Below are 23,820 nucleotides of genomic sequence, written 5' to 3'. Positions count from 1 at the left end.
GAGTGGCGCCATTCGTATTGGACACCTCACGTGGGCGATACGAAACTCGGGTACATGACACTCTCCATCCCTGCACCCGAAGTCGACGAAGACGACTTCCGCGAGATCCTCGCCCAGACCCGCGCGTTCGTCCGGAACATGGTCGTCCCGCGCGAGCAGGAGATCGCGGACACCAACGCGATTCCCGAGGACATCCGCACGGCCGCGAAGGAGATGGGCCTGTTCGGTTACGCGATTCCGCAGCAGTGGGGCGGACTCGGCCTGAATCTTCAGCAGGACGCCGAACTCGCGATGGAACTCGGCTACACGACACTGTCGCTGCGCTCGATGTTCGGCACCAACAACGGCATCGCCGGCCAGGTTCTCGTCAATTTCGGTACCGACGAGCAGAAGGAGCAGTGGCTCGAAGGCATCGCCTCCGGAGAGGTCGTCGCATCCTTCGCCCTGACCGAGCCGGGCGCAGGGTCGAACCCGTCGGGACTGCGTGCCAAGGCGGTGCGCGACGGCGACGACTGGGTGATCACCGGCGAGAAGCGCTTCATCACAAACGCCCCGCTGGCGGACCTGTTCGTCGTCTTCGCCCGCACCCGTCCGGCAGACGAGAACGGGACCGGCATCGCGGTCTTCCTCGTCCCCGCCGACACTCCGGGTGTCCGGGTGGGCAACAAGGACGCGAAGATGGGCCAGGAAGGCGCCTGGACCGCCGACGTGCACTTCGACGAGGTACGCGTGCCGGCCTCGTCACTGGTCGGCGGCAGTGAGGACGTCGGCTACAAGGCCGCGATGATCTCCCTGGCCCGTGGTCGCGTCCACATCGCCGCGCTGTCGGTCGGCCAGGCCCAGCGAGCCCTCGACGAATCGGTCGCCTACGCCGCGACCGCCACCCAGGGTGGCAGCCCGATCGGGAACTTCCAGCTCGTCCAGGCGATGATCGCCGACCAGCAGACCGGTGTCATGGCCGGCCGCGCACTCGTGCGTGACGCCGCGAAGGCATGGGTCGAGGAGACCGACCGCCGGATCGCGCCCTCGGTAGCGAAGCTGTACTGCACCGAAATGGTCGGCAAGGTAGCCGATCTCGCAGTGCAGATCCACGGTGGTACCGGATACATGCGGGAGGTGCCGGTCGAACGGATCTACCGCGACGTGCGGCTGCTGCGCCTGTACGAAGGCACCAGCGAAATCCAGCGTCTGATCATCGGCGGCGGACTCGTCAAGCAGGAACAGAAGAAGAACTCCTGAGCTTCACGATCACTTTCCCACGGCGAAGCCCCCGGTACGCGATACCGGGGGCTTCGCCGTGATGCGTCAGGAAACCGACAGTCGCGAACGCAGATCGGTCTCGAGGATCTTGCCCGCCGGCGAGGTCGGCAGCTCGTCGACCATCATGACCTCGCGAATCTTCTTGTACGGCAGGACGCCTTCGGCGACGAACGCCTTCATCGCCTTCCGGCTCAACGCGGTGCCATACGGATGGCGCCGTCGAGACGGATGGTCTCGCCGTTGAGGTAGCCGTTCTCGAGGATGTTGGTGGCGAGGCGGCCGAACTCGTCGGGGCTGCCCAGACGCGACGGGTTGGGGACGGTCTCCTCCAGCGACTTGCGGACGTCGTCGCGCAGACGGGCGAGCAGCGGGGTGTCCATGATGCCCGGGGCGATGGTGTTGACGCGGATGCCCTTGCTCGCGAGGTCGCGCGCGGCGACGATCGTCATGCCGACGATGCCGGCCTTCGACGCCGAGTAGTTGATCTGGCCGATCTGGCCCTCGAAGGCGGCGACGGAAGCCGTCATGACCACTGCACCGCGTTCGTCGTCGATGAGGTCGAGTTCGGCCATCCGCTCGGCGCCGAGACGCAACGCGTTGAACGAACCGACGAGGTTGAGGCGGATCACGAACTCGAAGTCCTCGAGCGATCCGGCCTTGCCCTCCTTGTCGAGGACGCGCATCTTGCGACCGGCACCGGCGCAGTGCACCACACCGCGCAGACCCCCACGCTCGTGCGCGACGTCGAGAGCCGCGGCGAACTGTTCCGGGTCGGTCACGTCACCGGGCGCGAAGACCGTACCGTCACCGAGTTCCTTTGCGACCTCCTCGCCGTTCGAACTCGGCAGGTCGATCAGGGTGACGTTGCCCCCGGCAGCCAGGACGCGACGTGCGGTCGCGAGACCGAGACCGGACGCTCCGCCGGTGACGGCGACGGACAGACCCTTGAGTTCCATAGTGCTCCTTCGAGATTCGTAGCGGCTGGATGACGAGGTGGATCAGAGAAGTTCGAGGATGGTGGCGTTGGCCATGCCACCGGCCTCGCACATCGACTGCAGGCCGTAGCGGATGCCGTTGTCACGCATGTGGTGTACGAGGCGGGTCATGAGGATCGCGCCGGATCCACCGAGCGGATGGCCGACACCGATCGCACCACCGAGCGGGTTCAGCCGGTCGGGCTTCGCGCCGGTCTCGACCTGCCACGCGAGCGGCACCGGCGCAAACGCCTCGTTGATCTCGAACACACCGATGTCGTCGATGGACAGCCCGGACCGCTTCAGTGCCTTCGCGGTCGCGGGGATAGGGCCGGTGAGCATGACGACCGGGTCGTCGGCGGCAACGACGGCGGTGTGGATACGCGCGAGCGGGGTCCAGCCCTGGGCCGCAGCGTATTCGCTGGTGGTGATGAGCAGGGCCCCGGCACCGTCGGAGATCTGCGAGGAATTACCGGCGTGGATCACGCCGTCCTCCTTGAAGACCGTCTTCAGCTTGGCGAGCGATTCGAGGCTGCCGCCGCGGCGGATGCCCTCGTCCGTGGCGAAGTCCCCGACCGGGGCGATCTGCCCGGTGAAGGCTCCCGCATCCGTGGCGGCTGCGGACAGTTCGTGCGAACGCAGCGAGTACTCGTCGAGCCGGGTGCGGGAGAAGCCCCACTTCTCGGCGATCATCTCGGCGCCGATGCCCTGCCCGAAGCCGGCGACCCCGAAACGGTCGAGCACGTTCTGCGGGAAATGCTGTCCGTCCTTGCTCGCGCTGCCCATCGGCACGCGGCTCATCGACTCGACACCACCGGCGATCACGACGTCGCTCTGTCCGGAGACGACGGTCGCGGCGGCGAAAGACACGGCCTGCTGACTCGACCCGCACGCGCGGTTGATGGTGGTGGCAGGCACGGTGACCGGCCATCCGGCAGCGAACACGGCGCTGCGCGAGACGATTCCGGCCTGGTCGCCGACCTGGCTCACACAACCCCACTGCACGTCGTCGACGGTGGCGGGGTCCAGGCCGGTTCGCTCGGCCAGTGCCGTCAGCACATGCGCGGACAGGTTGACGGGGTGGATCTCGGACAGTGCACCACCGCGGCGTCCGATGGGGGAACGGACGGCGTCGACGATCACGGCATCGCGCATGCGAAACGATCCTTTGCTCTGGCAGGACACGGTTGCCGGGGCAACCGCTGTGGGGAAACGACGACCGGCCGGGTGGTGGTCCTCACATTCGAGGAGACCATGCACCCTGCCGGGAGCGGTAAGTCTTTCGGCGGAAGATTCCGTTAGGTGGAAGCTATACCGACGAGGTACCGAGCCGACACCCCGACGAAGAACCCGTGTGAACGGTGCGAATGTCCCCTCGGGAAGAACAGGCCGCCTGCCGTCACCCGTATTGATCATGGGCCACGGCAGCGCGCGCACAGTGTGGGTGGTGAAGGAATCGATCACTTATAGCTATGACCGTTCACAAGGCAGATTCGCACCATCGATCGCCGGCCTGCGCTGACCAGAGTATTGGTCTGCGCTAATCGAGAGATAGCCGATCGGTGCTGTTGCCGGTGGCGGGGCCTGGGGCATGCTGACTGTGCCCGAGACAATCCGTGACGAGAACGAGCGAGCCCAGCATGAACTCCTCCGCTTCCACCGACGAGTTGCCCTCGTCCACTGCACCGCTGGCAGGGGTGCGAGTGGTCGAGGTGTCGAGCTTCGTGGCCGCACCACTGTGCGGCATGACCCTGGCCGCCCTCGGCGCCGACGTGATCCGGGTCGACCCCATCGGTGGTGCCGCCGACTATCGCCGCTGGCCGGTGACCGACGAGAACGAGTCGATCTACTGGGCGGGCCTGAACAAGGGCAAGCGCTCGTTTGCGGCGGATTTCCGTAATCCCGATGCTCAGGTGCTGATCCGTGATCTGATCATCGATTCCGGGGTGCTCGTCACCAACGCTGCCGGTCGCTCGTGGCTCGACTACGACGAGCTCGCCGCGATCCGCCCCGACCTGATCCACGTGCAGGTTCTCGGTCGCGCGGACGGCACCGCTGCCGTCGACTACACGGTCAACGCCGCCGCCGGCTTCCCGTCGGTCACCGGCGCGGAGAACGTCTCGACCCCGGTCAACCACGTTTTGCCCGCCTGGGACGTCTCGTGCGGACTCTACGCCGCACTGTCGGTCGCTTCGGCCGTCTACCGACGCGAGATCACCGGTGCCGGAACGAAGGTCGTGTTGCCACTCGAAGACGTCGCGCTCGCGACCGTCGGCAACCTGGGCTACATCGCCGAAGCCCAGCTCGGTCGTCCCGCTCGGCAGAAGGTGGGCAACGCCGTCTACGGCACCTACGGCGCCGACTTCGCCACCGGCGACGGCGCCCGATTCATGATCGTCGCGCTCACTCCGCGGCATTTCCGCGATCTGACCGAACTCACCGGCACCGCCGAGGCGGTGGCCGCCCTCGAATCGGCCCTGGGCGTGGACTTCCGCGACGAAGGCACCCGCTTCGAGCATCGTCACGTCCTGAACAGCCTGTTCGGCGCGTGGTTCTCCCGCCATACGGCCACCGAGATCGAAGCGGCCCTGGAAGGCACCTCGATCCTGCACGAGCGGTACCGCACCTTCGCCGAACTCGCCGCCGACCCCCGCGTGACCGAGAACCCGATGTTCCACAAGCTCGACCAACCGCGCATCGGCAGTTATCACGCACCGAGCACCCCGATGTCCTTCGACGGCCGCTATCCCGAAGTCCGGCCCGCGCCGGCCAACGGAGACGATACCGCTGAGGTACTCGCCGAACATCTGGGGCTGACCGACGAGGAGATCGACAGCCTCGCAGCGTCCGGCACCATCCGCACCTCCCGGAAAGAGCACGCATGACCCGCCTCGCCCAGACTCTCGGACTGACCGAGTTCCAGACCGAGATCCTCGACACCGTACGTACTTTCGTCGACCGTGAGATCATCCCGAACGCGCAGGAGCTGGAGCACTCCGATACCTACCCGCAGGCCATCGTCGACCGGATGCGCGAGATGGGCCTGTTCGGGTTGATGATCCCCGAGGAATACGGCGGGCTCGGCGAGTCGCTGCTCACCTATGCGTTGTGCGTCGAAGAACTCGCCCGAGGCTGGATGAGTGTCTCCGGCGTCATCAACACCCATTTCATCGTCGCGTACATGATTCGTCAGCACGGCACCGAAGCGCAGAAGCAGCACTTCCTGCCGCGCATGGCCACCGGCGAGGTCCGCGGGGCGTTCTCGATGTCCGAACCCGAGCTCGGCTCCGACGTCGCCGCGATCCGCACCAAGGCCAAACGCGACGACGAAGGCAACTACGTCGTCAACGGCCAGAAGATGTGGCTCACCAACGGTGGCAGCTCCACGCTCGTCGCCGCCTTGGTCAAGACCGAGGAAGGCGCCGACCAGGCGCACCGGAACCTGACGACCTTCCTCGTCGAGAAGCCCGCGGGTTTCGGTGAGGTCGCACCGGGCCTGATCATCCCCGGCAAGATCGACAAGATGGGCTACAAGGGCATCGACACCACCGAGCTCATCTTCGACAACTACCGGATCTCGGCCGACTCGATCCTCGGCGGCACTCCCGGCAAAGGCTTCTTCCAGATGATGGACGGCGTCGAGGTCGGCCGCGTCAACGTCTCGGCCCGCGCGTGCGGGGTCGCCATCCGAGCGTTCGAGCTCGCCGCCCGGTACGCGCAGCAGCGCACCACCTTCGGTAAACCCATCGCCCAGCACCAGGCGATCTCGTTCTCCCTCGCCGAGATGGCCACGAAGGTCGAAGCCGCGCACCTGATGATGGTCAACGCCGCACGCCTGAAGGATTCCGGCGAGCGCAACGACGTCGCCGCGGGGATGGCCAAATACCTGACGAGCGAGTACTGCTCCGAGGTCACCCAGGCCAGTTTCCGGATCCACGGTGGTTACGGCTATTCCAAGGAGTACGAGATCGAACGTCTCATGCGTGAGGCGCCCTTCCTGCTCATCGGTGAGGGCACCAGCGAGATCCAGAAAACCATCATCAGCAAGGGTGTACTACGTAGCTATTCTCTGTAACATGTTCTTCCACAACATAATCCATCTCCGGAAGGACAAGGCGTGAAGCGCACGCTGTACAACGAGGACCACGAGGCGTTCCGGCAGACCGTCCGCGATTTCATCGCGAAGGAAGTCGTCCCCGTCTACCACGAGTGGGAAGAGGCGGGTCATCCTCCGCGCGAGTTCTACAACCGCATGGGCGAACTCGGACTCCTCGGCATTCAGGTCCCCGAGGAGTACGGCGGCGGTGGCGAGAACTCGCTGAAGTTCAACGTGATCGTCGCGGAGGAGGCTTCCGCAGCCGGAGTGTCGTTCGGTTCGTCGTCGGTGCACTCCAACCTGATCCTGCCGTACATCATGCAGAACGCCACCGAGGAGCAGAAGCAGCGTTGGCTTCCCGGATTCGCCTCCGGTGAACTGATGTTCGCGATCGCGATGACCGAGCCGGGTGCCGGTTCGGATCTCGCCAGCATCTCGACGACGGCCACACTGTCGGAGGACGGCGGCCACTACGTCCTCAACGGCGCGAAGACGTTCATCACAGGCGGTGCCCTGGCCGATCGCGTCCTGGTCGTGTGCCGCACCTCGCCGTACAACCCCGAGGACCGCCGCGGTGGCCTGTCGATCCTGGTGGTCGATACCGCGAGCGAAGGGTTTGCCGTCGGCCGCAAGCTGAACAAGATCGGCCTCAAGACCTCCGACACCGCCGAGTTGTCGTTCGACGACGTGAAGGTCCCCGTCGCCGATCTGCTGGGCAAGGAAGGCGAGGCGTTCTCGTACCTTACGCAGAATCTCGCACAGGAACGCCTCACGATCGCCTTCGGCGCTGCCGCGACCGCGGCGGCCGCGATTCAGCACGCCCTCGCTTACACCAAGGACCGCAAGGTCTTCGGGAAGCCGGTCGCATCCTTCCAGAACACCAAGTTCGTGCTCGCGGAGTGTTCGACCGAGCTGCAGGCGATGCAGCTCATGGTCGACAATGCGATAGAGCTCAACGATCGGGGCGAACTGACCGTGCCGGATGCAGCTCGCGCCAAGCTGTTCGCGACGGAGGCCGCCGGCCGCATCATCGACAAGTGCCTGCAGCTTCACGGCGGCTACGGCTACATCACCGAATATCCCATCGCCCGCCTCTACGCCGACACGCGCGTGACCCGCATCTACGGCGGCACGAACGAGGTCATGAAGACGATCATCGCCAAAGACCTGGGCCTGTAGGTCGTCGCCCTTCTTCGGTGGAGTGCGCCCCGCTATCCGGGGTTCACTCCACCGAAGTCGTTTCACGCTATCGTTTCCCGGCATGCGGTTAGTGGCGAAGACCAAGAGGGTGATCGAAGCCCACCTGAACAACTCGTCCGTACGGGCACTGTCGGGGTCGATGGTGGCCTACGAAGGACAGATCGGTTTCAAGTCCGCCGGGTTCGGTGGCGGTGACGGGGTTCTCGCCGGGCTCCGGCAGCGTGCGACCGGCGAGGGCCTGTCGCTCATGGAGTGCAGCGGTACGGGCATCGTCCACCTCGCACATCAGGCACAGGACGTCACCGTGCTGGATCTGCACAACGAGACTCTGCAGGTCGAATCCGAGCAACTGCTCGCGTTGAGCGGGCAGCTGAACACGAACGTCACTTTCGCGGGTCTGCGCGGCGGCATGAGCGGTCAGGGCCTGTTCACCACGACGGTGACGGGGACCGGGCAGGTCGCGCTGCTCTCGGCCGGCGGGCCGCTCATCCACCTCGAGGTGTCGCCGCAGTACCCGCTCGTCGTCGATCCCGACGCGTTCGTGTGCGCGAAGGGGCAGCTGACGCAGTCGTTCGTCACCGACGTGTCGTGGCGGTCCGCCATCGGCCAGGGCAGCGGAGAGGCGTTCTCGCTCAAATGGGACGGCGTGGGTGTGGTGTCCATCCAGCCGGCGGAACGGTAGGGGCAGATGAGCTTCACGAAGATCAACAGCAAGGTCGTTCGCGTCGATCTGAGACGGTCGGGGCCGGTCGTGGCGCGTCGCGGTGCGATGCTCTTCTATACGGGCAGAGTCCAGTTCTCCCCGCACGGTGTCCCGGGAGGGACCGGAAGCGCCCCCGGCCTGGGCGGACTCACCGGCATGGCGGGCCGCATGCTGCGTGGCGAACACGAGGCCACGATGCTCGCGCAGGGCGACGGCGTCGTGCACTACGGCTTCCGGGGGCTCGAGACTCATATCGTCGACATCTCCGCCGGCGGGGAACTGCGCGTGGAGGCGTCCCGTCTGCTGGCGCATACGACCGAGCTGCAGTCCACAGTCGTCTCGGTGGCAGCAAGCTCGGGTGGCAGTGGTGGGGGTGGAGGCGGTCTGCTCGGGGCACTGCGCGGCGCCGCGACCGGCGCGATGACCGGCACGGGCATGTTCACCACCCAGCTGACAGGACATGGCGCAGCGGTGTTGCTCGCCCACGGCGGCGTGTTCGAACTGCAGGTCGGCGGCCCGAGTCCGGTGGTCGTGGACCCGCAGGCCTTCGTGGCGTCCTACGGCTCTGTGCGCACCGAGCTGAAATCCTCGATGAGCTGGCGAAATGTCGGGCGTACCGGAGGGGAAGCCATGCAGCTCGAGTGCAGCGGGCAGGGCATCGTCTATGTGCAGGCATCGGAGGAGAAACTGTGAGCACCATCCTGAACCCGTCGAGCTTCACCGACAGCGACAACGTGCCGGGCAATCCGTACGCCTACTGCATCGACTTGCAGTCGCCCTGGTTCCTGTCTAAGGGCGCGATGATCGCGTACTACGGGCAGGTGCAGTTCTCGGCGCTCACCCACGGTCTGCAGGGACAGCTGCTGCACATGGTGGCGAGCCAGTTCTCGGCTCCGCTGTATCTCGGCGACTACGTCGTCGCCGAAGGCTTCGGGAAGCTGATCCTCGGCGACCGCGGATACGACATCAACTCGTACGATCTCGACGACGGCAACCTCACGATCCGGCAGGCGAACCTGCTGGCCTTCGAACCGGGGCTGTCGCTCAACCAGTCGATCGTTCCCGGCTTCCTCACGCTCATCGGCACGGGCCGGTTCCTCGCGTCGTCGAACGGGCCGGTGATGTTCGCCGAGCCTCCGCTGCGGGTCGACCCGGAGGCACTCGTCGGCTGGGCGGACTGCCCGTCCCCCAGCCATCACTACGACGAATCGTGGATCACCGGCTTCGTCTCGGCCGGTGCACGCCGCTTCGGGGTGCAATCCGGCGAGGAGCGGCAGTTCGACTTCACGGGCGTCGGCACCGTACTGATCCAGTCCAGTGAGAAGGTCCTCGACGATTCGTCGCTGGTGCGCACCATCGAGAATCAGATACCGGGCCTCACCTCGCCGGGGCTACAGCGCATCAACCAGGTGGTTTCGCAGCAGCTACAGCAACAGCAACAGTTCTGAGGGCCCTGGGGAGGGCCCGGGCATAACACGGATCCGCACCGGTATTTCTGTGACTACGATCACAAGCTAGGCTAGCCTAACGGAATGTAAGGTTTGGGCAGCCTAAGTGAGTGTCCCCTCAGTCGCAGAAAGGTGGCTCTGATGATCGTCTGCAGTTGCCACGCCCTTACCCACCACCACATCGAAGCGGAGGTGGCTGCGGGGGCGCGGTGCACGCGCGAGGTCAGCGCGAAGTGTCGTGCGGGCACCGATTGCGGCAACTGCGTACGGAACATCTCGGCGATCATCCGGCAGGCCCGGCAGCGGAATGAGATGATCGAGCTCGAGACCGCCGTGTAGCCAGCCCCTACCCGGCGGTGAACTTGATGGTCCACCCCGGGAGGTGCCATGAAGGGCGACAAGAAGGTCATCGAGATGCTCAACGAGCAGCTCACTGCCGAACTCACTGCGATCAACCAGTACTTCCTGCATTCGAAGATGCAGGAGGACCGCGGATGGTCGAAGCTTGCGAAGCACACTCGCGACGAATCCTTCGACGAGATGCGGCATGCCGAGACGCTCACCGATCGGATTCTCTACCTGGACGGACTCCCCAACTACCAGCGCCTCGGGTCGCTGCGTCTGGGCCAGACCGTCAAGGAGATGCTCGAGGCCGACCTCCAGGTCGAGATCGAAGCCCGCGACCGGCTGCGCAAGGGTTCGGAGTACATGCGCTCGGTCAGCGACATCACGTCGGCGAACATCTTCGAGGACATCCTCGCCGACGAAGAAGAGCACATCGACTATCTCGAGACCCAGCTCGATCTGATCGAGCAGCTCGGCGAACCGCTGTACCTCGCCCAGCACATCGACCCTCCGCAGTAGTCGGCACAACGGAACGGGCCGCGGCATCGCGCCGCGGCCCGTTCTCTATGCTGTGGGTCACATCTGCTTCGTCGACGGTGGAGAGGAAGACCCATGAGCGATGCATCCGTGACCGTGGTGCACAACCCTGACGCGCACCGCTACGAGGTCCGGGACGACGACGCCGTCATCGGGTACACGCAGTATCACCCCGATGACGACGGTCGCCTCGTCTTCGACCACACCGAGATCGACAAGGGTTATTCAGGCCAGGGACTCGCCGGCAAGCTCGTGGGCTTCGCACTCGACGATGTCCGCGATCGTGGTGAGCGAATCGTGGCGATCTGCTCGTACGTCGACAAGTACATCGCCGAGCATCCCGAGTACCGCGAGCTCGCCGACTAGCGTGTCCTAGTTTCCTGTGCGATTGCGCAGGTCCAGGGCAACGTCGGTGATCATGTCCTCCTGCCCACCGACGAGGCCACGGCGACCGATCTCGACCAGGATGTCGCGGGTGTCGAGGCCGTAGATGCTCGCAGCCGTCTCGGCATGGCGCAGGAAGCTCGAGTACACACCGGCATAACCGAGGGTGAGGGTCTCGCGGTCCACCTGCACCGGACGATCCTGCAGCGGGCGCACGAGATCGTCTGCGGCGTCCTGCAGCCCGAACAGATCGCAGGAGTGCTTCCAGCCGAGCAGGTCGGCGACGGCGACGAAGGGCTCGATCGGGCAGTTGCCGGCACCGGCACCCTGGCCGGCGAGCGACGCGTCGACGCGGATGACACCCTCCTCGACCGCGCAGACCGAGTTCGCGACCGAGAGCGACAGGTTCTGGTGGGCGTGGATGCCGATCTGCGTCGTCTCCTTCAGGACCTCACGGTAGGCCCGCACACGCTCGCGGACACCGTCCATCGTCAGACGTCCGCCGGAGTCGGTGACGTACACGCAATCGGCACCGTAGGACTCCATGAGAGCGGCCTGCCGCGCGAGCTCCTCGGACGGAGCCATGTGCGACATCATGAGGAAGCCGGACACGTCCATGCCGAGTTCCTTCGCCGCCGCGATGTGCTGCGCAGAGACGTCGGCCTCGGTGCAGTGCGTCGCGATGCGCACCGACCGCACGCCGATCTCATAAGCGCGCTTCAGCTCGTGGACGGTGCCGATACCCGGGAGCAGCAGCGTCGTCAGGGTTGCCGAATTGATGGCTCCCGCAGCAGCTTCGAGCCACTCCCAGTCGGTGTTGCTGCCCGGACCGTAGGTCAGCGAGTGACCGGCGAGACCGTCGCCGTGCGACACCTCGATGGCGTCCACACCGGCACGGTCGAGGGCGCCGGCGATCGCCGCGACGTCCTGCGGCGTGATGCGGTGACGGATGGCGTGCATGCCGTCGCGCAGGGTCACGTCCTGGATGTACAGAGCTGTTCCGTCGCTTGCGAATTCACGCGTGGTTGTCGTTGCCGCGGTCATGCCGTCACCTGATCCTTCTTGCGTGCCGCCACGGCGCGTGCGACCTGCAGCGCCGCAGAGGTCATGATGTCGAGATTGCCCGCATACTCGGGCAGGTAGTGTGCTGCGCCCTTGACCTCGAGGAACACTGCGACCTTCCACAGCGGGCCGGTGTGGTCGGTGAGGGTCGCCATCGACTCGGTGACCTCGGTGAACTGCACCTCCTGCTTGAGGATGTAGCCGGGCACGTACTGCGCGACCTTCGCGATCATCGCTTCGATCGACGCGACGATCTCGTCCTTGCGATCCTCACCGACGAGCGCGAGAACGGTGTCGCGCATGATCATCGGAGGCTCGGCGGGATTGAGAATGATGATCGCCTTGCCACGGGTGGCACCACCGATCTTCTCGATGGCCTGCGAGGTGGTCTCGGTGAACTCGTCGATGTTGGCGCGGGTTCCCGGACCGGCGGACTTCGACGAGATCGAGGCGACGATCTCGGCCCAGTGCACCTTGGTGACCTGCGAGATGGCCGCGACGATCGGGATCGTCGCCTGTCCGCCGCAGGTGACCATGTTGACGTTCGGCGCGTCGAGATGCTCGGTCAGGTTGACCGGCGGCACGACGTAGGGGCCGATCGCGGCCGGAGTGAGGTCGATGAGCATCTTGCCGTGGGGGCGAAGGAGCTTCTCGTTGTATTCGTGCGCCTTCGCCGACGTCGCGTCGAAGACGATCTCGATCTCGTCGAACCGGGGGTGCTCGAGAAGGCCTTCGACACCGGTCGAGATGGCGTCGATGCCGAGGCGCTTCGCCCGGGCGAGTCCGTCGGACTCGGGATCGATACCCACGAATGCGAGGGTCTCGAGTTCGGCGTCGGCCAATCGCTTGATCTTGATGAGCAGGTCGGTGCCGATGTTGCCCGACCCGATGATGGCAACCTTGGTAGTCATGAGTTCTCCTGTGCGGTGGAGCTTTCGGAAGAGAAACGCGCTGTGACGGTTCCGAGGGAAGAAATCTCGGCGCGCACCGTGACGCCGGGCGGCGCCGGAACCATCGGGCCGAGAGCGCCCGACAGGACGACCTGCCCGGCGCGCAGGGGCTGTCCGAACTCACGTGCCGTGCGGGCGAGCCACAGCAGTGCGTTCAGAGGATCGCCGAGGCATGCCGCTCCGTTCCCCTCGGAGACGAGCTCGTCGTCGACGTACATGCGCATCGTGACGTCGATCGGCTCGAACTCGTCGAGCGTGAGGGTCTGCGAGCCGAGCACGTAGAGGCCGCTGGATGCATTGTCGGCCACCGTGTCGGTGATCTTGATGTCCCAGCCGGCGACTCGGCTGTCGACGATTTCGAGTGCGGCGACCGCGTGCCCGACGGCGGCCCGCACCGTCGCGAGATCGAGATCGTCCGAGTCGAGGTCGGCGGACAGGACGAATGCGATCTCGGCTTCGGCCTTCGGCTGGAGCAGACGCTCGCTGGGCACCTCGTCGAGGTCCGTGACGTCCATGTCGTCGAAGAGGACACCGAAGTCGGGACGATCGACCCCGAGCTGCCCCTGCACCGCCGGGGACGTCAGGCCGATCTTGCGGCCGACGATGCGGGCACCGGCGGCCAGCCGGCTGTCGGTGAGCTGCTGCTGCACCGCGTACGCCAGGTCGATGTCGGTCTCCCCGATCAGATCGCGGACCGGGCCGCACGGCACGGAGCTGCGCGTGGCCTCGATGAGGCGGTCTGCCGCCGCGCCGGCGACGCGGGTGCGATCCGCCGCGGATGGGGTGTTGGAGCTCGTAGTCATCACGTCCTCGTCGTTCGATGGTCAAGCCCAATCGTTACCGGGACATGCGCTCCGACATAGCGTGAGGTTCCGGTGAGTGGAACGTTGGCCTCACAAGTTGCGGATGGCCTCGCGCCGGGCGTGGGTCGCCGCGATACCGGCAGCGGCGGCCTTCACCGCGCCCGCATGCTTGTCCGGGCGGAACCGTGTGACCGGACCGGTGACGCTCACAGCGGCGACAGGACGTTCGTCCGCGTCGAAGATCGGGGCGGCGACACAGGCGAGACCGACCGCGGACTCCTCGAATTCGAAGGCCACGCCGCGCTCGACCACGGTGGCGAGATTCGCGCCGAGCCGACCGGCTGTCGTGATCGTCCGGGGAGTCTTGCGCGACAACCCGGCCGCAACCACCTCGGCCAGCATCTCCGGCGGCGAGAAGGCGAGAAGCGCCTTGCCTATGCCGGTGCAGTACATGGGCATTCGCCCGCCGATCCGGGACTGCGTGGACGCGGGACGGTGCCCGCCGATCTTGGAGACGTAGACGACCTCGACACCCTCTGGGATGCCGAGATGGACGGTCTCGTGGGTGCGCTCGTACAGGTCTTCCATGAAGGGGATCGCGACCTCGACGAGACCCCGCTCGACCGAGGCTCGCAGACCTAGTTCGAAGAGCTGACCGCTCAGCCGGTAGCCCGCAGCGTCCTTGTCCAGCAGCCTGACGCCGACGAGATCGGTGACGATACGGTGCAGCGTCCCCTTCGGCAGCCCGGTGCGCCGGCCCAGTTCGGCGAGGGTGAGCACGTGGTCGTCCGCGGTGAACGCCCACAGCACCGTGACGACCTTGCCGAGCACGGTATTGGTATCCACCCCGTCGCCCGGGGGGCGGGTGCGCACCGGCGACTCCCGACGTCCTTCCACGTGGCACAGGTTAGGACACCGCAGCGGCGCCCGGGCGGAGTGCTCGCCACTGGCATCCTGGATGTGTGACCGAGCGCAAGCGATGGGACCTCACGTTCGAGACGTGGATCGAACGGCAGATCCGCGTAGCGCAGGAGCGGGGCGATTTCGATGATCTCCCCGGTTACGGCAAGCCCATTCCCGATCACGGCGACGACGAACTGTGGTGGATCAAGAGTTACCTGGCGCGCGAGGGGCTTTCGACGGAAGCGCTGCTGCCTCCCGAATTACAGCTGCGACGCGAGATCGAACGGCTGCCCGGAACGGTCGGGTCGGCTCCCAGCGAGAAGGTGGTGCGCGAGATCGTCGCCGATCTCAATCGCAGGATCGCCGACTGCCTGCGCTTTCCCAGCGGTCTGCCGGTGCCGATCCACAAAGTCGACGCCGAGGAGGCGGTCGAGGTATGGAAGGCCGAGCGGGCACGTCGCCGCGAGGAGGCCCGGACGGCGCTGAATTCGACGCGGCCCCGGCTCGAAACGATGTCCGAAGCCGGGGCCGTGCGGAGAAGGCGGATGTTCCGGTGGTTCCGCAGGCGGAACCACCAGGTCGTCAGGGAAGGCTGAGCGGCGCTCCGGTTGCGGCGCGGACCTGCTCTTCGGTGACACCGGGTGCGCACTCGCGCAGCACGAGGCCCTCGGCGGTCACGTCGATCACCGCGAGATTGGTGATGATCCGCTGCACGACCCCCTCACCGGTGAGCGGCAGCGAGCACTCCGAGACGATCTTCGGATTGCCCTGCTTGTCGGTGTGCTCCATGAGCACGATGACCTTGCGGGCACCGTGGACGAGATCCATCGCCCCGCCCATGCCCTTGACCATCTTGCCGGGCACCATCCAGTTGGCGAGATCGCCGGTGGCCGAGACCTCCATGCCGCCGAGCACGGCGGTGTCGATGTGGCCGCCGCGGATCATGCCGAAGCTCAGCGCCGAGTCGAAGAAGGCGGCACCGGGGTTGACCGTCACGGTCTCCTTGCCGGCGTTGATCAGGTCGGGATCGACCGAGTCCTCGGTGGGGTAGGGCCCGGTGCCCAGGATGCCGTTCTCACTGTGCAGGGTGACGTGCACACCCTCGGGTAGGTAGTTGGGGATCAGCGTCGGCAGGCCGATGCCGAGGTTGACGTACTCCCCCGGGGCGAGTTCCTGGGCGGCGCGCGCGGCCATCTGCGTGCGCGTCCATCCCGACGTCTCGACAGCTGTGGTCATGATCAGGCTCCCTTCGCGGCGCTGACGGTGCGCTTCTCGATCTGCTTGTCCTGGACACCGGTGTGCACGACCCGGTTCACAAAGATTCCGGGCAGGTGCACCTCGCCCGGATCGATCTCGCCCGGCTCGACGAGTTCCTCGACCTGGGCGATGCACACGCGACCGGCCATGGCGGCGAGCGGGTTGAAGTTCATCGCGGCCTTGTTGAACACCAGGTTGCCCTCGGTATCGCCCTTCAGGGCATGTACCAGCGAGAAATCGGCGGTGATCGACTCCTCGAGCACGTACCGCTTACCGCGGAACTCGCGGATCTCCTTGGCCGGCGACGCCACAGCGACCGATCCGTCGGCGTTGTACTTCCACGGCAGACCACCCTGGGAGATGGGCGTGCCGACCCCCGCAGGGGTGAAGAAGGCCGGGATGCCTGCGCCACCGGCACGCAACTTCTCGGCAAGAGTGCCCTGCGGCGTCAGCTCGACCTCGAGCTCGCCCGAGAGGTACTGGCGGGCGAATTCCTTGTTCTCGCCCACATAGGATGCCGTGACCCGGCGGATCCGCTTTTCTCCCAGCAGAATTCCGAGACCGTGGCCGTCGACACCGCAGTTGTTGGAGAAGACCTCGAGATCGGTGGCACCTGAGTCGGCGATGGCCTGGATCAGGATGTCGGGGATACCGCACAATCCGAATCCGCCCACCGCGAGCGTTGCACCGTCACGGACGTCGGCGACGGCCTCCGCCGCCGTTTCGAACACTTTCGTTGCCAACTCACACCTCTCGGGATCCAGGGAGCGCGGGACTCCTCGACCGGGGAATACGTCCACTGGATGAACGCATCCACTTGTTCGACTTCAAATAAAGATGCTGCAGGTGAAGAACACAAGTCTTCGTTCCGATACGAGCAAAATTGGTCGCTCATCGAACCGTACGCTGGTATTGCGTTCACTGAGTGGACTTAAGATGGTTGCATGTCGTCCGAGGCGCGAGGTCAACTGGTCACGCGGATTGCAGCATTGCTGCGCACCGTCTCGTCGCACGAACCCGGCGGCGTGACGACTTCGGAGGTGGCTCGCGCAACCGCCCTCGCGCGACCCACCGTGCACCGGTTGCTCACCTCGCTCGCCGAGGAAGGCCTCGTCGACCGGGATGCAGCCACAGGGCGCTGGACCCTCGGCCCCGAGCTCTACCTACTGGGCTCCTTGGCATCCGTGCGCTACGACATCACCGGTCTCGCGGGCGACGTGCTGCGCGATCTGGCCCGCGCGACCGGCGAGAGCGCATTCCTGTCCGCACGGCGGGGCGACGAGACGGTCTGCCTCGCGCGCGAGGAGGGGAGCTTCCCCCTGCGCTCGCACGTCCTCCACATCGGGATCCGCTTCCCGCTCGGCGTCGCGTCCGCGGGCCTGGCGATCCTCGCTCACATGCCCGACCAGGACATCGCGGCATATCTCTCACGGGTGGATCTCACACCGGAGTGGGGACCGGATCATGCGCGCTCCGCACTCGAGGAACGGATCGAGGCGACCCGGCTGGCCGGATATGCCGTCAATCCGGCACTGCTCGTCGAAGGCAGTTGGGGGATGGGCGCCGCGGTGTTCGATCACCGCGGCGCCCCCACCTGGGCGTTGAGCCTGACCGGAGTGGAGAGCCGCTTCCGCCCCGACCGGTTGCCCGAACTCGGGGAAGCGCTACTGGACAGCGCCCATCGGCTGACTCAGCTGTTGCGTCGCCACCCCCGGTGAGGGGCGGTCATGCCGAAGCGGCAGCCGCAGCGCGTTGCAGGACCCGCTCGGCGTGCCGCAGCACCGGAGCGTCGACCATCTTCCCTTCGAAGTCGAAGACTCCCCGCTCGGATCCGGCAGCCTCGAGCACCCGTCGCGCCCACGCCTCCTCCTCCGGGGTCGGGGCGTACGCGCGCCGGACGGCATCGACCTGACCTGGATGGATGGAGACCTTGATGTCGAATCCGACCGCCACCGCGTCGAGCGCTTCCTCGTACAGCCCGTCGGTGTCCTTGATGTCGAGGTACACCGAGTCCAGCGCCCAGCGAGCGTGCGCCTTGGCGGCGAGCAGGGTCACCGACCGGGCGTGCTGCGCCACCGCGCGGTAGGTCCCATCGGCGCGACGGCTCGCATTGCCACCGAGTCCCGCGACGAGATCCTCGGCACCCCACATCATTCCGATGGTGTTCTCCGCGGTGGCGATGTCCTCGGCGGCGAGCACCCCGAGGGGTGACTCGAGGAGCGCGACCACCTCGAGCGGCGCGACCGACCGCACCTGGTCACCACTCTCGCACTTGGGCAGCATCACTCGCGTGTACGACGTGCGGCTCAGCGCTTCGAGGTCGGCCTCGTGGTCGGCAGTGCCCACGGGATTGACTCTCACCACGGTACGTTCGGGATCGAGAGGGGTAGCGACGAGCGCCTCCCGCGCAGCCTGCTTGTCGGCCGCCGCGACCGCATCCTCGAGGTCGAGGATCACCACGTCGGAACGGTCGGCGGCCTTGCCGTAGCGCTCCGGGCGATCAGCGGGACAGAAGAGCCAGGCGGGGCCGGGAAATTTCCAGGTCATGTCGTGGACCTCTTCTGTACGAGGGTCTTGCGCACGGCAACGGCGACGACGTCGCCGTGCTGATTCCGACCGGTGTGTTCGAGCGTGACGATGCCCTCACCCGGCCGGCTCTTCGACTCCCGCTTGTCGACGATCTTCGTCTCGGCGTAGAGCGTGTCGCCGTGGAAGAGCGGCTTGGGGAAAGAGATCTCGGAGAAACCGAGGTTCGCGACGATCGTGCCCTGCGTGAGCTGGGTGACCGAAAGACCCACGATAGTCGAGAGCGTGAACATCGAATTGACCAGTCGCTCACCGAAACTCGTTTCGGCGGCGTAGGCGGCGTCGAGGTGGAGCGCCTGTGTGTTCATCGTCTGCGTCGTGAACAGTGTGTTGTCGGCCTCGGTGATCGTCCGTCCCGGGCGATGCTCGTAGATCGCACCGAGCTCGAACTCCTCGAACCACAGGCCGCGCTGGATGATCCGCTTCTCCACGGAGGTGTCGGGCACGGTCTCGCTCACAGCCCCAGCTCCCGTCCGACGAGCATGAGCTGCACCTCGGTGGTGCCCTCACCGATCTCGAGGATCTTGCTGTCGCGGTAGTGGCGCGCGACGGCATACTCGTTCATGAAGCCGTAGCCACCGTGGATCTGCGTCGCATCGCGTGCATTGTCCATCGCGGCCTCGGAGGCGACGAGCTTGGCGATCGCGGCCTGCTTCTTGAACGGCTTGCCGGCGAGCATCGCAGCGGCCGCGTCGTAGTAGGCGGTGCGCGCGGCATGGGCGCGCGCTTCCATCCGGGCGATCTTGAAGGCGATGGCCTGATTGCTGCCGATCGGGCTGCCGAACGCTTCGCGTTCTTTCGCGTACTTCACCGATTCGTCGACACAGCCCTGAGCGGCGCCGGTCGACAGGGCGGCGATCGCGATGCGGCCCTCGTCGAGGATGCGCAGGAAGTTCGCGTAGCCGCGTCCCCGCTCGCCGAGGAGGTTCTCCTCGGGAACCCGGACATCTGCGAAGGTCAGCGGATGCGTGTCGGAAGCGTTCCAGCCGACCTTGTTGTAGGCGGGCTCCGCGGTGAAGCCCGGCGTGGAGGTCGGCACGAGGATCGTGGAGATCTCCTTCTTGCCGTTCTCCCGCACACCGGTGACAGCGGTGACGGTCACGAGCGAGGTGATGTCGGTGCCCGAGTTCGTGATGAACTGTTTGTTGCCGTTGATGATCCACTCACCGTTCTCGAGCTTGGCGGTGGTCTTGGTGCCTCCGGCGTCGCTACCTGCGCCCGGCTCGGTGAGCCCGAAGGCGGCGAGGTTGCGGCCACTGGCGAGCTGCGGCAGCCATTCCTGCTTCTGCTTCTCGTTGCCGAAGCGGTAGATCGGCGTCGCACCGAGCGAGACGCCGGCCTCGAGGGTGATGGCGACGGACTGGTCGACCTTGCCGAGCTCCTCGAGGGCGAGGCACAGTGCAAAGTAGTCGCCCCCCATGCCGCCGTACTCTTCGGGGAAGGGAAGACCGAACAGGCCCATCTCGGCCATGCCCTGCACGACCTCGTAGGGGAACGAGTGCTCGGCGTCGTGTTTGGCCGCGACCGGCGCGACGACCGTGCGCGCGAAGTCGGCGACCGTCTTGCGGAGCTGCTCGTACTCGTCGGGAAGTTGTCCCGTAGCAAGGTATTCCGTCATTACTGTCCCTCATTCGTGTCGGCGTGCGGGGTGACCCGCGCGAGAAGTTGATCGACCTTGACCTGCTCACCCGCGGCAGCGAACAACTCGACGGTGCCGTCGATGGGGGCGGTGAGCGAATGTTCCATCTTCATGGCCTCGACGACGACGAGCGCCTGCCCGGCCGTCACCGTGTCGCCCGAAGCCACGGAGACCGCGATGACGGCACCGGGCATCGGACTCGTGATGTCGGCGTCGCCGGCGTGTGCGTCGTCGCCGCGGACCGAGGCCTCCCGCACCTCGCGGACGGCGACGCTGCCGTGGCCGTCGGCAAGCCAGATCGTGCCGTCGGATTCGGCGACGCGATAACTGTGTCGGCGACCGTCGAGCAGGACGGCGAGCGTGGATCCGCTGCGCTCCGCCGAGATCGAGAAGCTCTGCCCGTCCTCGACTTCGGCACGACCCTCACGCGGCGACCCCGTGAGGTGGACGTGCGCGGTGCGGTCGCCGGCGGTGAGCCGGAAGACGAGCGGCCGGTGGGCACCGATCCGCCAGCCGTCGGGTACCGCCCACGGATCGGAGCCGTTGTCGTCCCAGTGTTCGAGCCACCGCAGAGCAGCAGCCGCGACGAGTGTCGAATCCGCTACACCCGGTGCGGTGTAGTCCCCGAGACGGCGGTCGAGCAGGCCGGTGTCGAGTGCGCCTGCGACCACCTCGTCGTCGGCGAGCAGGAAGCGGACGAAATCGATGTTGGTGACGACACCGAGCACCGCGGTTTCCGCGAGCGCGCGGTCGAGACGGCGCAGGGCTCCGGCGCGGTCGTCGGCATGTGCGATGACCTTGGCGAGCATCGGATCGTAATCGCTGCCGACCACGGTACCGGCGCGGATACCCGAGTCCACGCGTACGCCGGGCACTGTGGGTTCGACGACGTCGGCGATCTCGCCACCCGTCGGGAGGAAGCCACGTGCAGGGTCTTCCGCGTAGACGCGGGCCTCGATCGCGTGACCGGTGAGCGTGACGTCGTCCTGTGCGAAGCCGAGCGGTTCGCCGGCAGCAATACGCACCTGCCATTCGACGAGGTCGAGGCCGGTGACCATCTCGGTGACCGGATGTTCGACCTGTAGCCGGGTGTTCATCTCCATGAAGAAGAACTCGTCCGGCTTGTCTGCGGAGACGATGAACTCGACCGTGCCGGCACCGGTGTAGTCGACACTACGCGCGGTGTTGCATGCCGCCTCACCGATGCGGGCGCGGGTGGCCTCGTCGAGCAGGGGTGAAGGAGCCTCCTCGATGACCTTCTGATGTCGTCGCTGCAGGCTGCACTCGCGCTCACCGAGGTGCACGACGTTGCCGTGTGCATCGGCGAGGATCTGGACCTCGATGTGGCGGGGGCGCTGCACGAACCGTTCGAGGAAGAGGGTGTCGTCGCCGAATGCCGAAGCTGCCTCGCGGCGAGCGGATTCGAGCGCGGCGGGCAGATCGGCCGGGTCGGTGACCAGGCGCATTCCCTTACCGCCCCCGCCGGCGGACGGCTTGACGAGTACGGGATAACCCACCTCGTCGGCACCGGTGATCAGTTCGGCATCGGTCAGGCCGGGCCGGGAGATGCCGGGCACGACGGGAACACCGAACTTCGACACCGCCGCCTTGGCGGTGATCTTGTCGCCCATCGTCTCGATCGCGTGGGCCGACGGACCGAGGAAGGCGATGCCCGCAGTGGCGCAGGCCGCCGCGAAAGCCGAGTTCTCCGAGAGGAATCCGTAACCGGGATGGATTCCCTGTGCCCCGGTCGCAAGTGCCGCCTCGATGACCTTGTCGATCACCAGGTAGCTCTCGCGTGCCGCAGCCGGTCCGAGGAGTACCGCGGTGTCGGCTTCGTGGACGTGCCGCGCGTCGCGGTCGGCTTCGCTGAACACGGCGACCGAGCGGATGCCCATCGCCTTCAGGGTGCGGATGACGCGCACCGCGATCTCACCGCGGTTGGCGACCAACACCGTATCGATCCGATTCGTATCAGTCATGGGTGCACTCACATCCGGAAGACGCCGTAGGAGACCGGCTCGAGAGGTGCGTTTGCGCACACCGACAGTGCCAGTCCGAGAACTTTTCTGGTGTCTGCGGGATCGATGATGCCGTCGTCCCACAGCCGCGCGGTGGAGTAGTAGGGATTGCCCTGCTCCTCGTACTGTGCGCGGATCGGAGCCTTGAACTCTTCTTCCTGCTCGGGAGTCCAGGGCTTGCCCGAGGCGTCGAGCTGATCCGAGCGCACGGTGGCGAGAACCGATGCAGCCTGCTCACCACCCATGACGGAGATGCGGGCGTTGGGCCACATCCACAGGAAGCGAGGCGAGTACGCGCGCCCGCACATCGAGTAGTTGCCGGCTCCGTACGACCCGCCGAGGACGACGGTCAGCTTCGGCACGCGGGCACACGCGACCGCGGTGACCATCTTCGCGCCGTGTTTGGCGATGCCACCGGCCTCGTAGTCGCGGCCGACCATGAAGCCGGAGATGTTCTGCAGGAACAGCAGCGGAATCGATCGCTTGTCGCACAGCTCGATGAAATGTGCCCCCTTGACGGCGGATTCACCGAACAGGACGCCGTTGTTGGCGATGATGCCGACGGGGTGACCGTGGATGCGCGCGAAACCGGTGACGAGGGTCTTGCCGTACTCGGCCTTGAACTCGTGGAACGAGCTGTTTCCGTTGCCGTCGCCGTCGACCACTCGGGTGATCACCTCGTGCACGTCGTACGGGATGCGCGAGTCGGTGGGCACCACGTCGTACAGCCCGGCGGGGTCGGCGGCGGGTTCCACAGTGGGCTGGACGTCCCACGGGCGCGGGCTACGCGGGCCGAAGGTGGACACGATGTCGCGCACGATGCGCAGCGCGTCGCGGTCGTCCTCGGCGAGGTGATCGGTGACGCCCGAGACCTTCGAATGCAGGTCGCCGCCGCCGAGTTCCTCTGCGGTGACGACCTCGCCGGTCGCAGCCTTCACCAGCGGCGGACCACCGAGGAAGATGGTGCCCTGGTTGCGGACGATGACGGCCTCGTCGCTCATCGCCGGAACGTAGGCGCCGCCGGCGGTGCACGAACCCAGGACCGCGGCGATCTGCGGAATCCCCTTGGCGCTCATGGTCGCCTGGTTGTAGAAGATGCGGCCGAAGTGCTCCCGGTCGGGGAAGACCTCGTCCTGGCGCGGCAGGAAGGCGCCACCGGAGTCGACGAGGTAGAGGCACGGCAGGTTGTTCTGCAGCGCGACTTCCTGTGCCCGCAGGTGCTTCTTGACGGTGATCGGGTAGTAGGTGCCGCCCTTGACGGTGGCGTCGTTGGCGACGATGACGCATTCGCGGCCCGCGACGCGGCCGATGCCGGCGATCATCCCGGCGCCGGGGCATTCGTCGTCGTACATGCCGTTCGCAGCGAGCGGCGAGAGCTCGAGGAACGGGCTCCCCGTGTCGAGCAGTTCGTCGACGCGATCGCGGGGAAGCAGCTTGCCGCGTGCGACGTGCCGCTCGCGGGATTTCTCGTTGCCTCCCAGCGCCGCGGCAGCGAGCTTGTCGCGGAGCTCTCGGACCAGCTGTTCGTGCTGGTCGCGGCTGGTCGTCGAGGCCGTCTGAGCGGTCGTCACGAACACCATCCTCGGTAGATTGACCTAATCGTCATTAACTGAAAATCTAGGTTAGTTATCATTAACCGAGTTGTCCAGATC

At 66.2% G+C, this 23,820-nt stretch carries 26 protein-coding genes; 12 read left to right on the top strand and 14 right to left on the bottom strand.

Annotated elements, in window-relative coordinates:
• Positions 1–54 precede the first annotated feature (54 nt).
• On the top strand, positions 55–1,239 hold the full coding sequence (locus tag ABZ789_RS06090) for an acyl-CoA dehydrogenase family protein (RefSeq protein WP_358420450.1): 1,185 nt from the start codon (positions 55–57) through the stop codon (positions 1,237–1,239).
• A 66-nt stretch (positions 1,240–1,305) separates the two neighbouring features.
• Here the strand turns inward: ABZ789_RS06090 and ABZ789_RS06085 are convergent, their stop codons facing one another.
• From ABZ789_RS06085 to ABZ789_RS06075, 3 genes are read right to left on the bottom strand one after another with little or no spacing between them, the layout of a single operon-like run.
• Positions 1,306–1,455, bottom strand: coding sequence for a hypothetical protein (locus tag ABZ789_RS06085; protein ID WP_358421265.1), 150 nt, complete (start codon positions 1,453–1,455; stop codon positions 1,306–1,308).
• Positions 1,452–2,216, bottom strand: a complete 765-nt coding sequence (locus ABZ789_RS06080) for an SDR family NAD(P)-dependent oxidoreductase (protein WP_358420447.1) — start codon at positions 2,214–2,216, stop codon at positions 1,452–1,454. The genes ABZ789_RS06085 and ABZ789_RS06080 overlap by 4 nt, the downstream gene beginning before the upstream one ends.
• 42 nt (positions 2,217–2,258) lie before the next feature.
• On the bottom strand, positions 2,259–3,389 hold the full coding sequence (locus ABZ789_RS06075; protein ID WP_358420444.1) for a thiolase family protein: 1,131 nt from the start codon (positions 3,387–3,389) through the stop codon (positions 2,259–2,261).
• 485 nt (positions 3,390–3,874) lie between these two features.
• Here ABZ789_RS06075 and ABZ789_RS06070 point away from each other — a divergent pair, with 485 nt between their 5' ends.
• The 9 genes from ABZ789_RS06070 to ABZ789_RS06030 all read left to right on the top strand — a co-directional run bounded on the left by ABZ789_RS06070 (position 3,875) and on the right by ABZ789_RS06030 (position 10,929).
• On the top strand, positions 3,875–5,119 hold the full coding sequence (locus ABZ789_RS06070) for a CoA transferase (protein ID WP_358420441.1): 1,245 nt from the start codon (positions 3,875–3,877) through the stop codon (positions 5,117–5,119).
• A complete protein-coding gene (locus tag ABZ789_RS06065; protein ID WP_358420438.1) occupies positions 5,116–6,309 on the top strand; it encodes an acyl-CoA dehydrogenase family protein in 1,194 nt (397 codons plus the stop codon). The genes ABZ789_RS06070 and ABZ789_RS06065 overlap by 4 nt, the downstream gene beginning before the upstream one ends.
• A 42-nt stretch (positions 6,310–6,351) precedes the next feature.
• Positions 6,352–7,509, top strand: coding sequence for an acyl-CoA dehydrogenase family protein (locus tag ABZ789_RS06060; protein ID WP_358420436.1), 1,158 nt, complete (start codon positions 6,352–6,354; stop codon positions 7,507–7,509).
• Between the two features lie 82 nt (positions 7,510–7,591).
• Entirely contained in the window at positions 7,592–8,212 is a 621-nt protein-coding gene (locus tag ABZ789_RS06055; RefSeq protein ID WP_358420434.1) for an AIM24 family protein, read from the top strand.
• 6 nt (positions 8,213–8,218) lie between these two features.
• Positions 8,219–8,926, top strand: a complete 708-nt coding sequence (locus tag ABZ789_RS06050) for an AIM24 family protein (protein WP_358420431.1) — start codon at positions 8,219–8,221, stop codon at positions 8,924–8,926.
• Positions 8,923–9,681: an AIM24 family protein gene (locus tag ABZ789_RS06045; RefSeq protein WP_358420428.1), complete on the top strand. Its 759-nt coding sequence runs from the start codon at positions 8,923–8,925 to the stop codon at positions 9,679–9,681. The genes ABZ789_RS06050 and ABZ789_RS06045 overlap by 4 nt, the downstream gene beginning before the upstream one ends.
• 141 nt (positions 9,682–9,822) lie before the next feature.
• Positions 9,823–10,020, top strand: coding sequence for a (2Fe-2S)-binding protein (locus ABZ789_RS06040; protein WP_358420425.1), 198 nt, complete (start codon positions 9,823–9,825; stop codon positions 10,018–10,020).
• A gap of 48 nt (positions 10,021–10,068) precedes the next feature.
• Entirely contained in the window at positions 10,069–10,545 is a 477-nt protein-coding gene (gene bfr, locus ABZ789_RS06035) for a bacterioferritin (protein ID WP_358420422.1), read from the top strand.
• A 93-nt stretch (positions 10,546–10,638) separates the two neighbouring features.
• Complete coding sequence (locus ABZ789_RS06030; protein WP_358420420.1) at positions 10,639–10,929, top strand: GNAT family N-acetyltransferase; 291 nt, start codon at positions 10,639–10,641, stop codon at positions 10,927–10,929.
• Between the two features lie 6 nt (positions 10,930–10,935).
• On the opposite strand, the gene dmpG is transcribed toward ABZ789_RS06030, so the two are convergent.
• The 4 genes from dmpG to ABZ789_RS06010 all read right to left on the bottom strand — a co-directional run bounded on the left by dmpG (position 10,936) and on the right by ABZ789_RS06010 (position 14,608).
• Entirely contained in the window at positions 10,936–11,991 is a 1,056-nt protein-coding gene (gene dmpG / locus ABZ789_RS06025; protein WP_358420417.1) for a 4-hydroxy-2-oxovalerate aldolase, read from the bottom strand.
• Complete coding sequence (locus ABZ789_RS06020) at positions 11,988–12,920, bottom strand: acetaldehyde dehydrogenase (acetylating) (protein WP_358420414.1); 933 nt, start codon at positions 12,918–12,920, stop codon at positions 11,988–11,990. Before ABZ789_RS06020 ends, dmpG begins: the two co-directional genes overlap by 4 nt.
• A complete protein-coding gene (locus ABZ789_RS06015; RefSeq protein WP_358420411.1) occupies positions 12,917–13,762 on the bottom strand; it encodes a fumarylacetoacetate hydrolase family protein in 846 nt (281 codons plus the stop codon). The genes ABZ789_RS06020 and ABZ789_RS06015 overlap by 4 nt, the downstream gene beginning before the upstream one ends.
• A gap of 90 nt (positions 13,763–13,852) precedes the next feature.
• Positions 13,853–14,608 (bottom strand): IclR family transcriptional regulator, encoded by a 756-nt coding sequence (locus ABZ789_RS06010; RefSeq protein WP_358421239.1) that lies wholly within the window; start codon positions 14,606–14,608, stop codon positions 13,853–13,855.
• A 116-nt stretch (positions 14,609–14,724) separates the two neighbouring features.
• Here ABZ789_RS06010 and ABZ789_RS06005 point away from each other — a divergent pair, with 116 nt between their 5' ends.
• Entirely contained in the window at positions 14,725–15,261 is a 537-nt protein-coding gene (locus tag ABZ789_RS06005) for a DUF1992 domain-containing protein (RefSeq protein WP_358420408.1), read from the top strand.
• Here ABZ789_RS06005 and ABZ789_RS06000 read toward each other — a convergent pair.
• Both ABZ789_RS06000 and ABZ789_RS05995 read right to left on the bottom strand, forming a co-directional pair.
• Entirely contained in the window at positions 15,248–15,901 is a 654-nt protein-coding gene (locus ABZ789_RS06000; RefSeq protein WP_358420406.1) for a CoA transferase subunit B, read from the bottom strand. The two genes, ABZ789_RS06005 and ABZ789_RS06000, sit on opposite strands and share 14 nt — an antisense overlap.
• 2 nt (positions 15,902–15,903) lie before the next feature.
• Complete coding sequence (locus tag ABZ789_RS05995) at positions 15,904–16,665, bottom strand: CoA transferase subunit A (protein WP_358420403.1); 762 nt, start codon at positions 16,663–16,665, stop codon at positions 15,904–15,906.
• Between the two features lie 201 nt (positions 16,666–16,866).
• Between ABZ789_RS05995 and ABZ789_RS05990 the strand changes: the two genes are divergently transcribed.
• Positions 16,867–17,640 carry an IclR family transcriptional regulator gene (locus ABZ789_RS05990; protein WP_358420400.1) on the top strand — a complete coding sequence of 258 codons (774 nt, stop codon included), beginning with the start codon at positions 16,867–16,869 and terminating at the stop codon, positions 17,638–17,640.
• 7 nt (positions 17,641–17,647) lie between these two features.
• Here the strand turns inward: ABZ789_RS05990 and ABZ789_RS05985 are convergent, their stop codons facing one another.
• Genes ABZ789_RS05985 through ABZ789_RS05965 form a run of 5 tightly spaced genes read right to left on the bottom strand, consistent with a single transcriptional unit; the run spans position 17,648 to position 23,748 of the window.
• On the bottom strand, positions 17,648–18,469 hold the full coding sequence (locus tag ABZ789_RS05985; protein ID WP_358420397.1) for a CoA ester lyase: 822 nt from the start codon (positions 18,467–18,469) through the stop codon (positions 17,648–17,650).
• Positions 18,466–18,966: a MaoC family dehydratase gene (locus ABZ789_RS05980; RefSeq protein WP_358420394.1), complete on the bottom strand. Its 501-nt coding sequence runs from the start codon at positions 18,964–18,966 to the stop codon at positions 18,466–18,468. The genes ABZ789_RS05985 and ABZ789_RS05980 overlap by 4 nt, the downstream gene beginning before the upstream one ends.
• Positions 18,963–20,126 (bottom strand): acyl-CoA dehydrogenase family protein, encoded by a 1,164-nt coding sequence (locus tag ABZ789_RS05975; RefSeq protein ID WP_358420391.1) that lies wholly within the window; start codon positions 20,124–20,126, stop codon positions 18,963–18,965. The genes ABZ789_RS05980 and ABZ789_RS05975 overlap by 4 nt, the downstream gene beginning before the upstream one ends.
• Positions 20,126–22,129, bottom strand: coding sequence for an acetyl/propionyl/methylcrotonyl-CoA carboxylase subunit alpha (locus ABZ789_RS05970; protein ID WP_358420388.1), 2,004 nt, complete (start codon positions 22,127–22,129; stop codon positions 20,126–20,128). Before ABZ789_RS05970 ends, ABZ789_RS05975 begins: the two co-directional genes overlap by 1 nt.
• 8 nt (positions 22,130–22,137) lie before the next feature.
• The gene (locus ABZ789_RS05965) at positions 22,138–23,748 is read right to left on the bottom strand and encodes a carboxyl transferase domain-containing protein (protein WP_358420385.1); all 1,611 of its coding nucleotides are present in this window, start codon (positions 23,746–23,748) and stop codon (positions 22,138–22,140) included.
• Positions 23,749–23,820 lie beyond the last annotated feature (72 nt).

It is taken from the genome of Rhodococcus sp. NPDC047139, from assembly GCF_040643435.1.
In the GTDB taxonomy this organism is placed as follows: Bacteria; Actinomycetota; Actinomycetes; order Mycobacteriales; family Mycobacteriaceae; genus Rhodococcus.
The sequence above is the reverse complement of the archived record's forward strand: the minus strand, read 5'-3'. Positions and strand labels throughout refer to the sequence as shown.

Excerpts from the sequence above, each read along its gene's own strand:
- ABZ789_RS05985 (WP_358420397.1), bottom strand. The coding sequence starts at position 18,469 with ATGACCTGGAAATTTCCCGGCCCCGCCTGGCTCTTCTGTCCCGCTGAT.
- ABZ789_RS06070 (WP_358420441.1), top strand. The coding sequence starts at position 3,875 with ATGAACTCCTCCGCTTCCACCGACGAGTTGCCCTCGTCCACTGCACCG.
- ABZ789_RS05965 (WP_358420385.1), bottom strand. The coding sequence starts at position 23,748 with ATGGTGTTCGTGACGACCGCTCAGACGGCCTCGACGACCAGCCGCGAC.
- ABZ789_RS06000 (WP_358420406.1), bottom strand. The coding sequence starts at position 15,901 with ATGACCACAGCTGTCGAGACGTCGGGATGGACGCGCACGCAGATGGCC.
- ABZ789_RS06050 (WP_358420431.1), top strand. The coding sequence starts at position 8,219 with ATGAGCTTCACGAAGATCAACAGCAAGGTCGTTCGCGTCGATCTGAGA.
- ABZ789_RS06020 (WP_358420414.1), bottom strand. The coding sequence starts at position 12,920 with ATGACTACCAAGGTTGCCATCATCGGGTCGGGCAACATCGGCACCGAC.
- bfr (WP_358420422.1), top strand. The coding sequence starts at position 10,069 with ATGAAGGGCGACAAGAAGGTCATCGAGATGCTCAACGAGCAGCTCACT.
- ABZ789_RS05970 (WP_358420388.1), bottom strand. The coding sequence starts at position 22,129 with ATGACTGATACGAATCGGATCGATACGGTGTTGGTCGCCAACCGCGGT.
- dmpG (WP_358420417.1), bottom strand. The coding sequence starts at position 11,991 with ATGACCGCGGCAACGACAACCACGCGTGAATTCGCAAGCGACGGAACA.
- ABZ789_RS06055 (WP_358420434.1), top strand. The coding sequence starts at position 7,592 with ATGCGGTTAGTGGCGAAGACCAAGAGGGTGATCGAAGCCCACCTGAAC.
- ABZ789_RS06030 (WP_358420420.1), top strand. The coding sequence starts at position 10,639 with ATGAGCGATGCATCCGTGACCGTGGTGCACAACCCTGACGCGCACCGC.
- ABZ789_RS05975 (WP_358420391.1), bottom strand. The coding sequence starts at position 20,126 with ATGACGGAATACCTTGCTACGGGACAACTTCCCGACGAGTACGAGCAG.
- ABZ789_RS06065 (WP_358420438.1), top strand. The coding sequence starts at position 5,116 with ATGACCCGCCTCGCCCAGACTCTCGGACTGACCGAGTTCCAGACCGAG.
- ABZ789_RS06075 (WP_358420444.1), bottom strand. The coding sequence starts at position 3,389 with ATGCGCGATGCCGTGATCGTCGACGCCGTCCGTTCCCCCATCGGACGC.
- ABZ789_RS06040 (WP_358420425.1), top strand. The coding sequence starts at position 9,823 with ATGATCGTCTGCAGTTGCCACGCCCTTACCCACCACCACATCGAAGCG.
- ABZ789_RS06015 (WP_358420411.1), bottom strand. The coding sequence starts at position 13,762 with ATGACTACGAGCTCCAACACCCCATCCGCGGCGGATCGCACCCGCGTC.
- ABZ789_RS06080 (WP_358420447.1), bottom strand. The coding sequence starts at position 2,216 with ATGGAACTCAAGGGTCTGTCCGTCGCCGTCACCGGCGGAGCGTCCGGT.
- ABZ789_RS06090 (WP_358420450.1), top strand. The coding sequence starts at position 55 with ATGACACTCTCCATCCCTGCACCCGAAGTCGACGAAGACGACTTCCGC.
- ABZ789_RS05990 (WP_358420400.1), top strand. The coding sequence starts at position 16,867 with ATGTCGTCCGAGGCGCGAGGTCAACTGGTCACGCGGATTGCAGCATTG.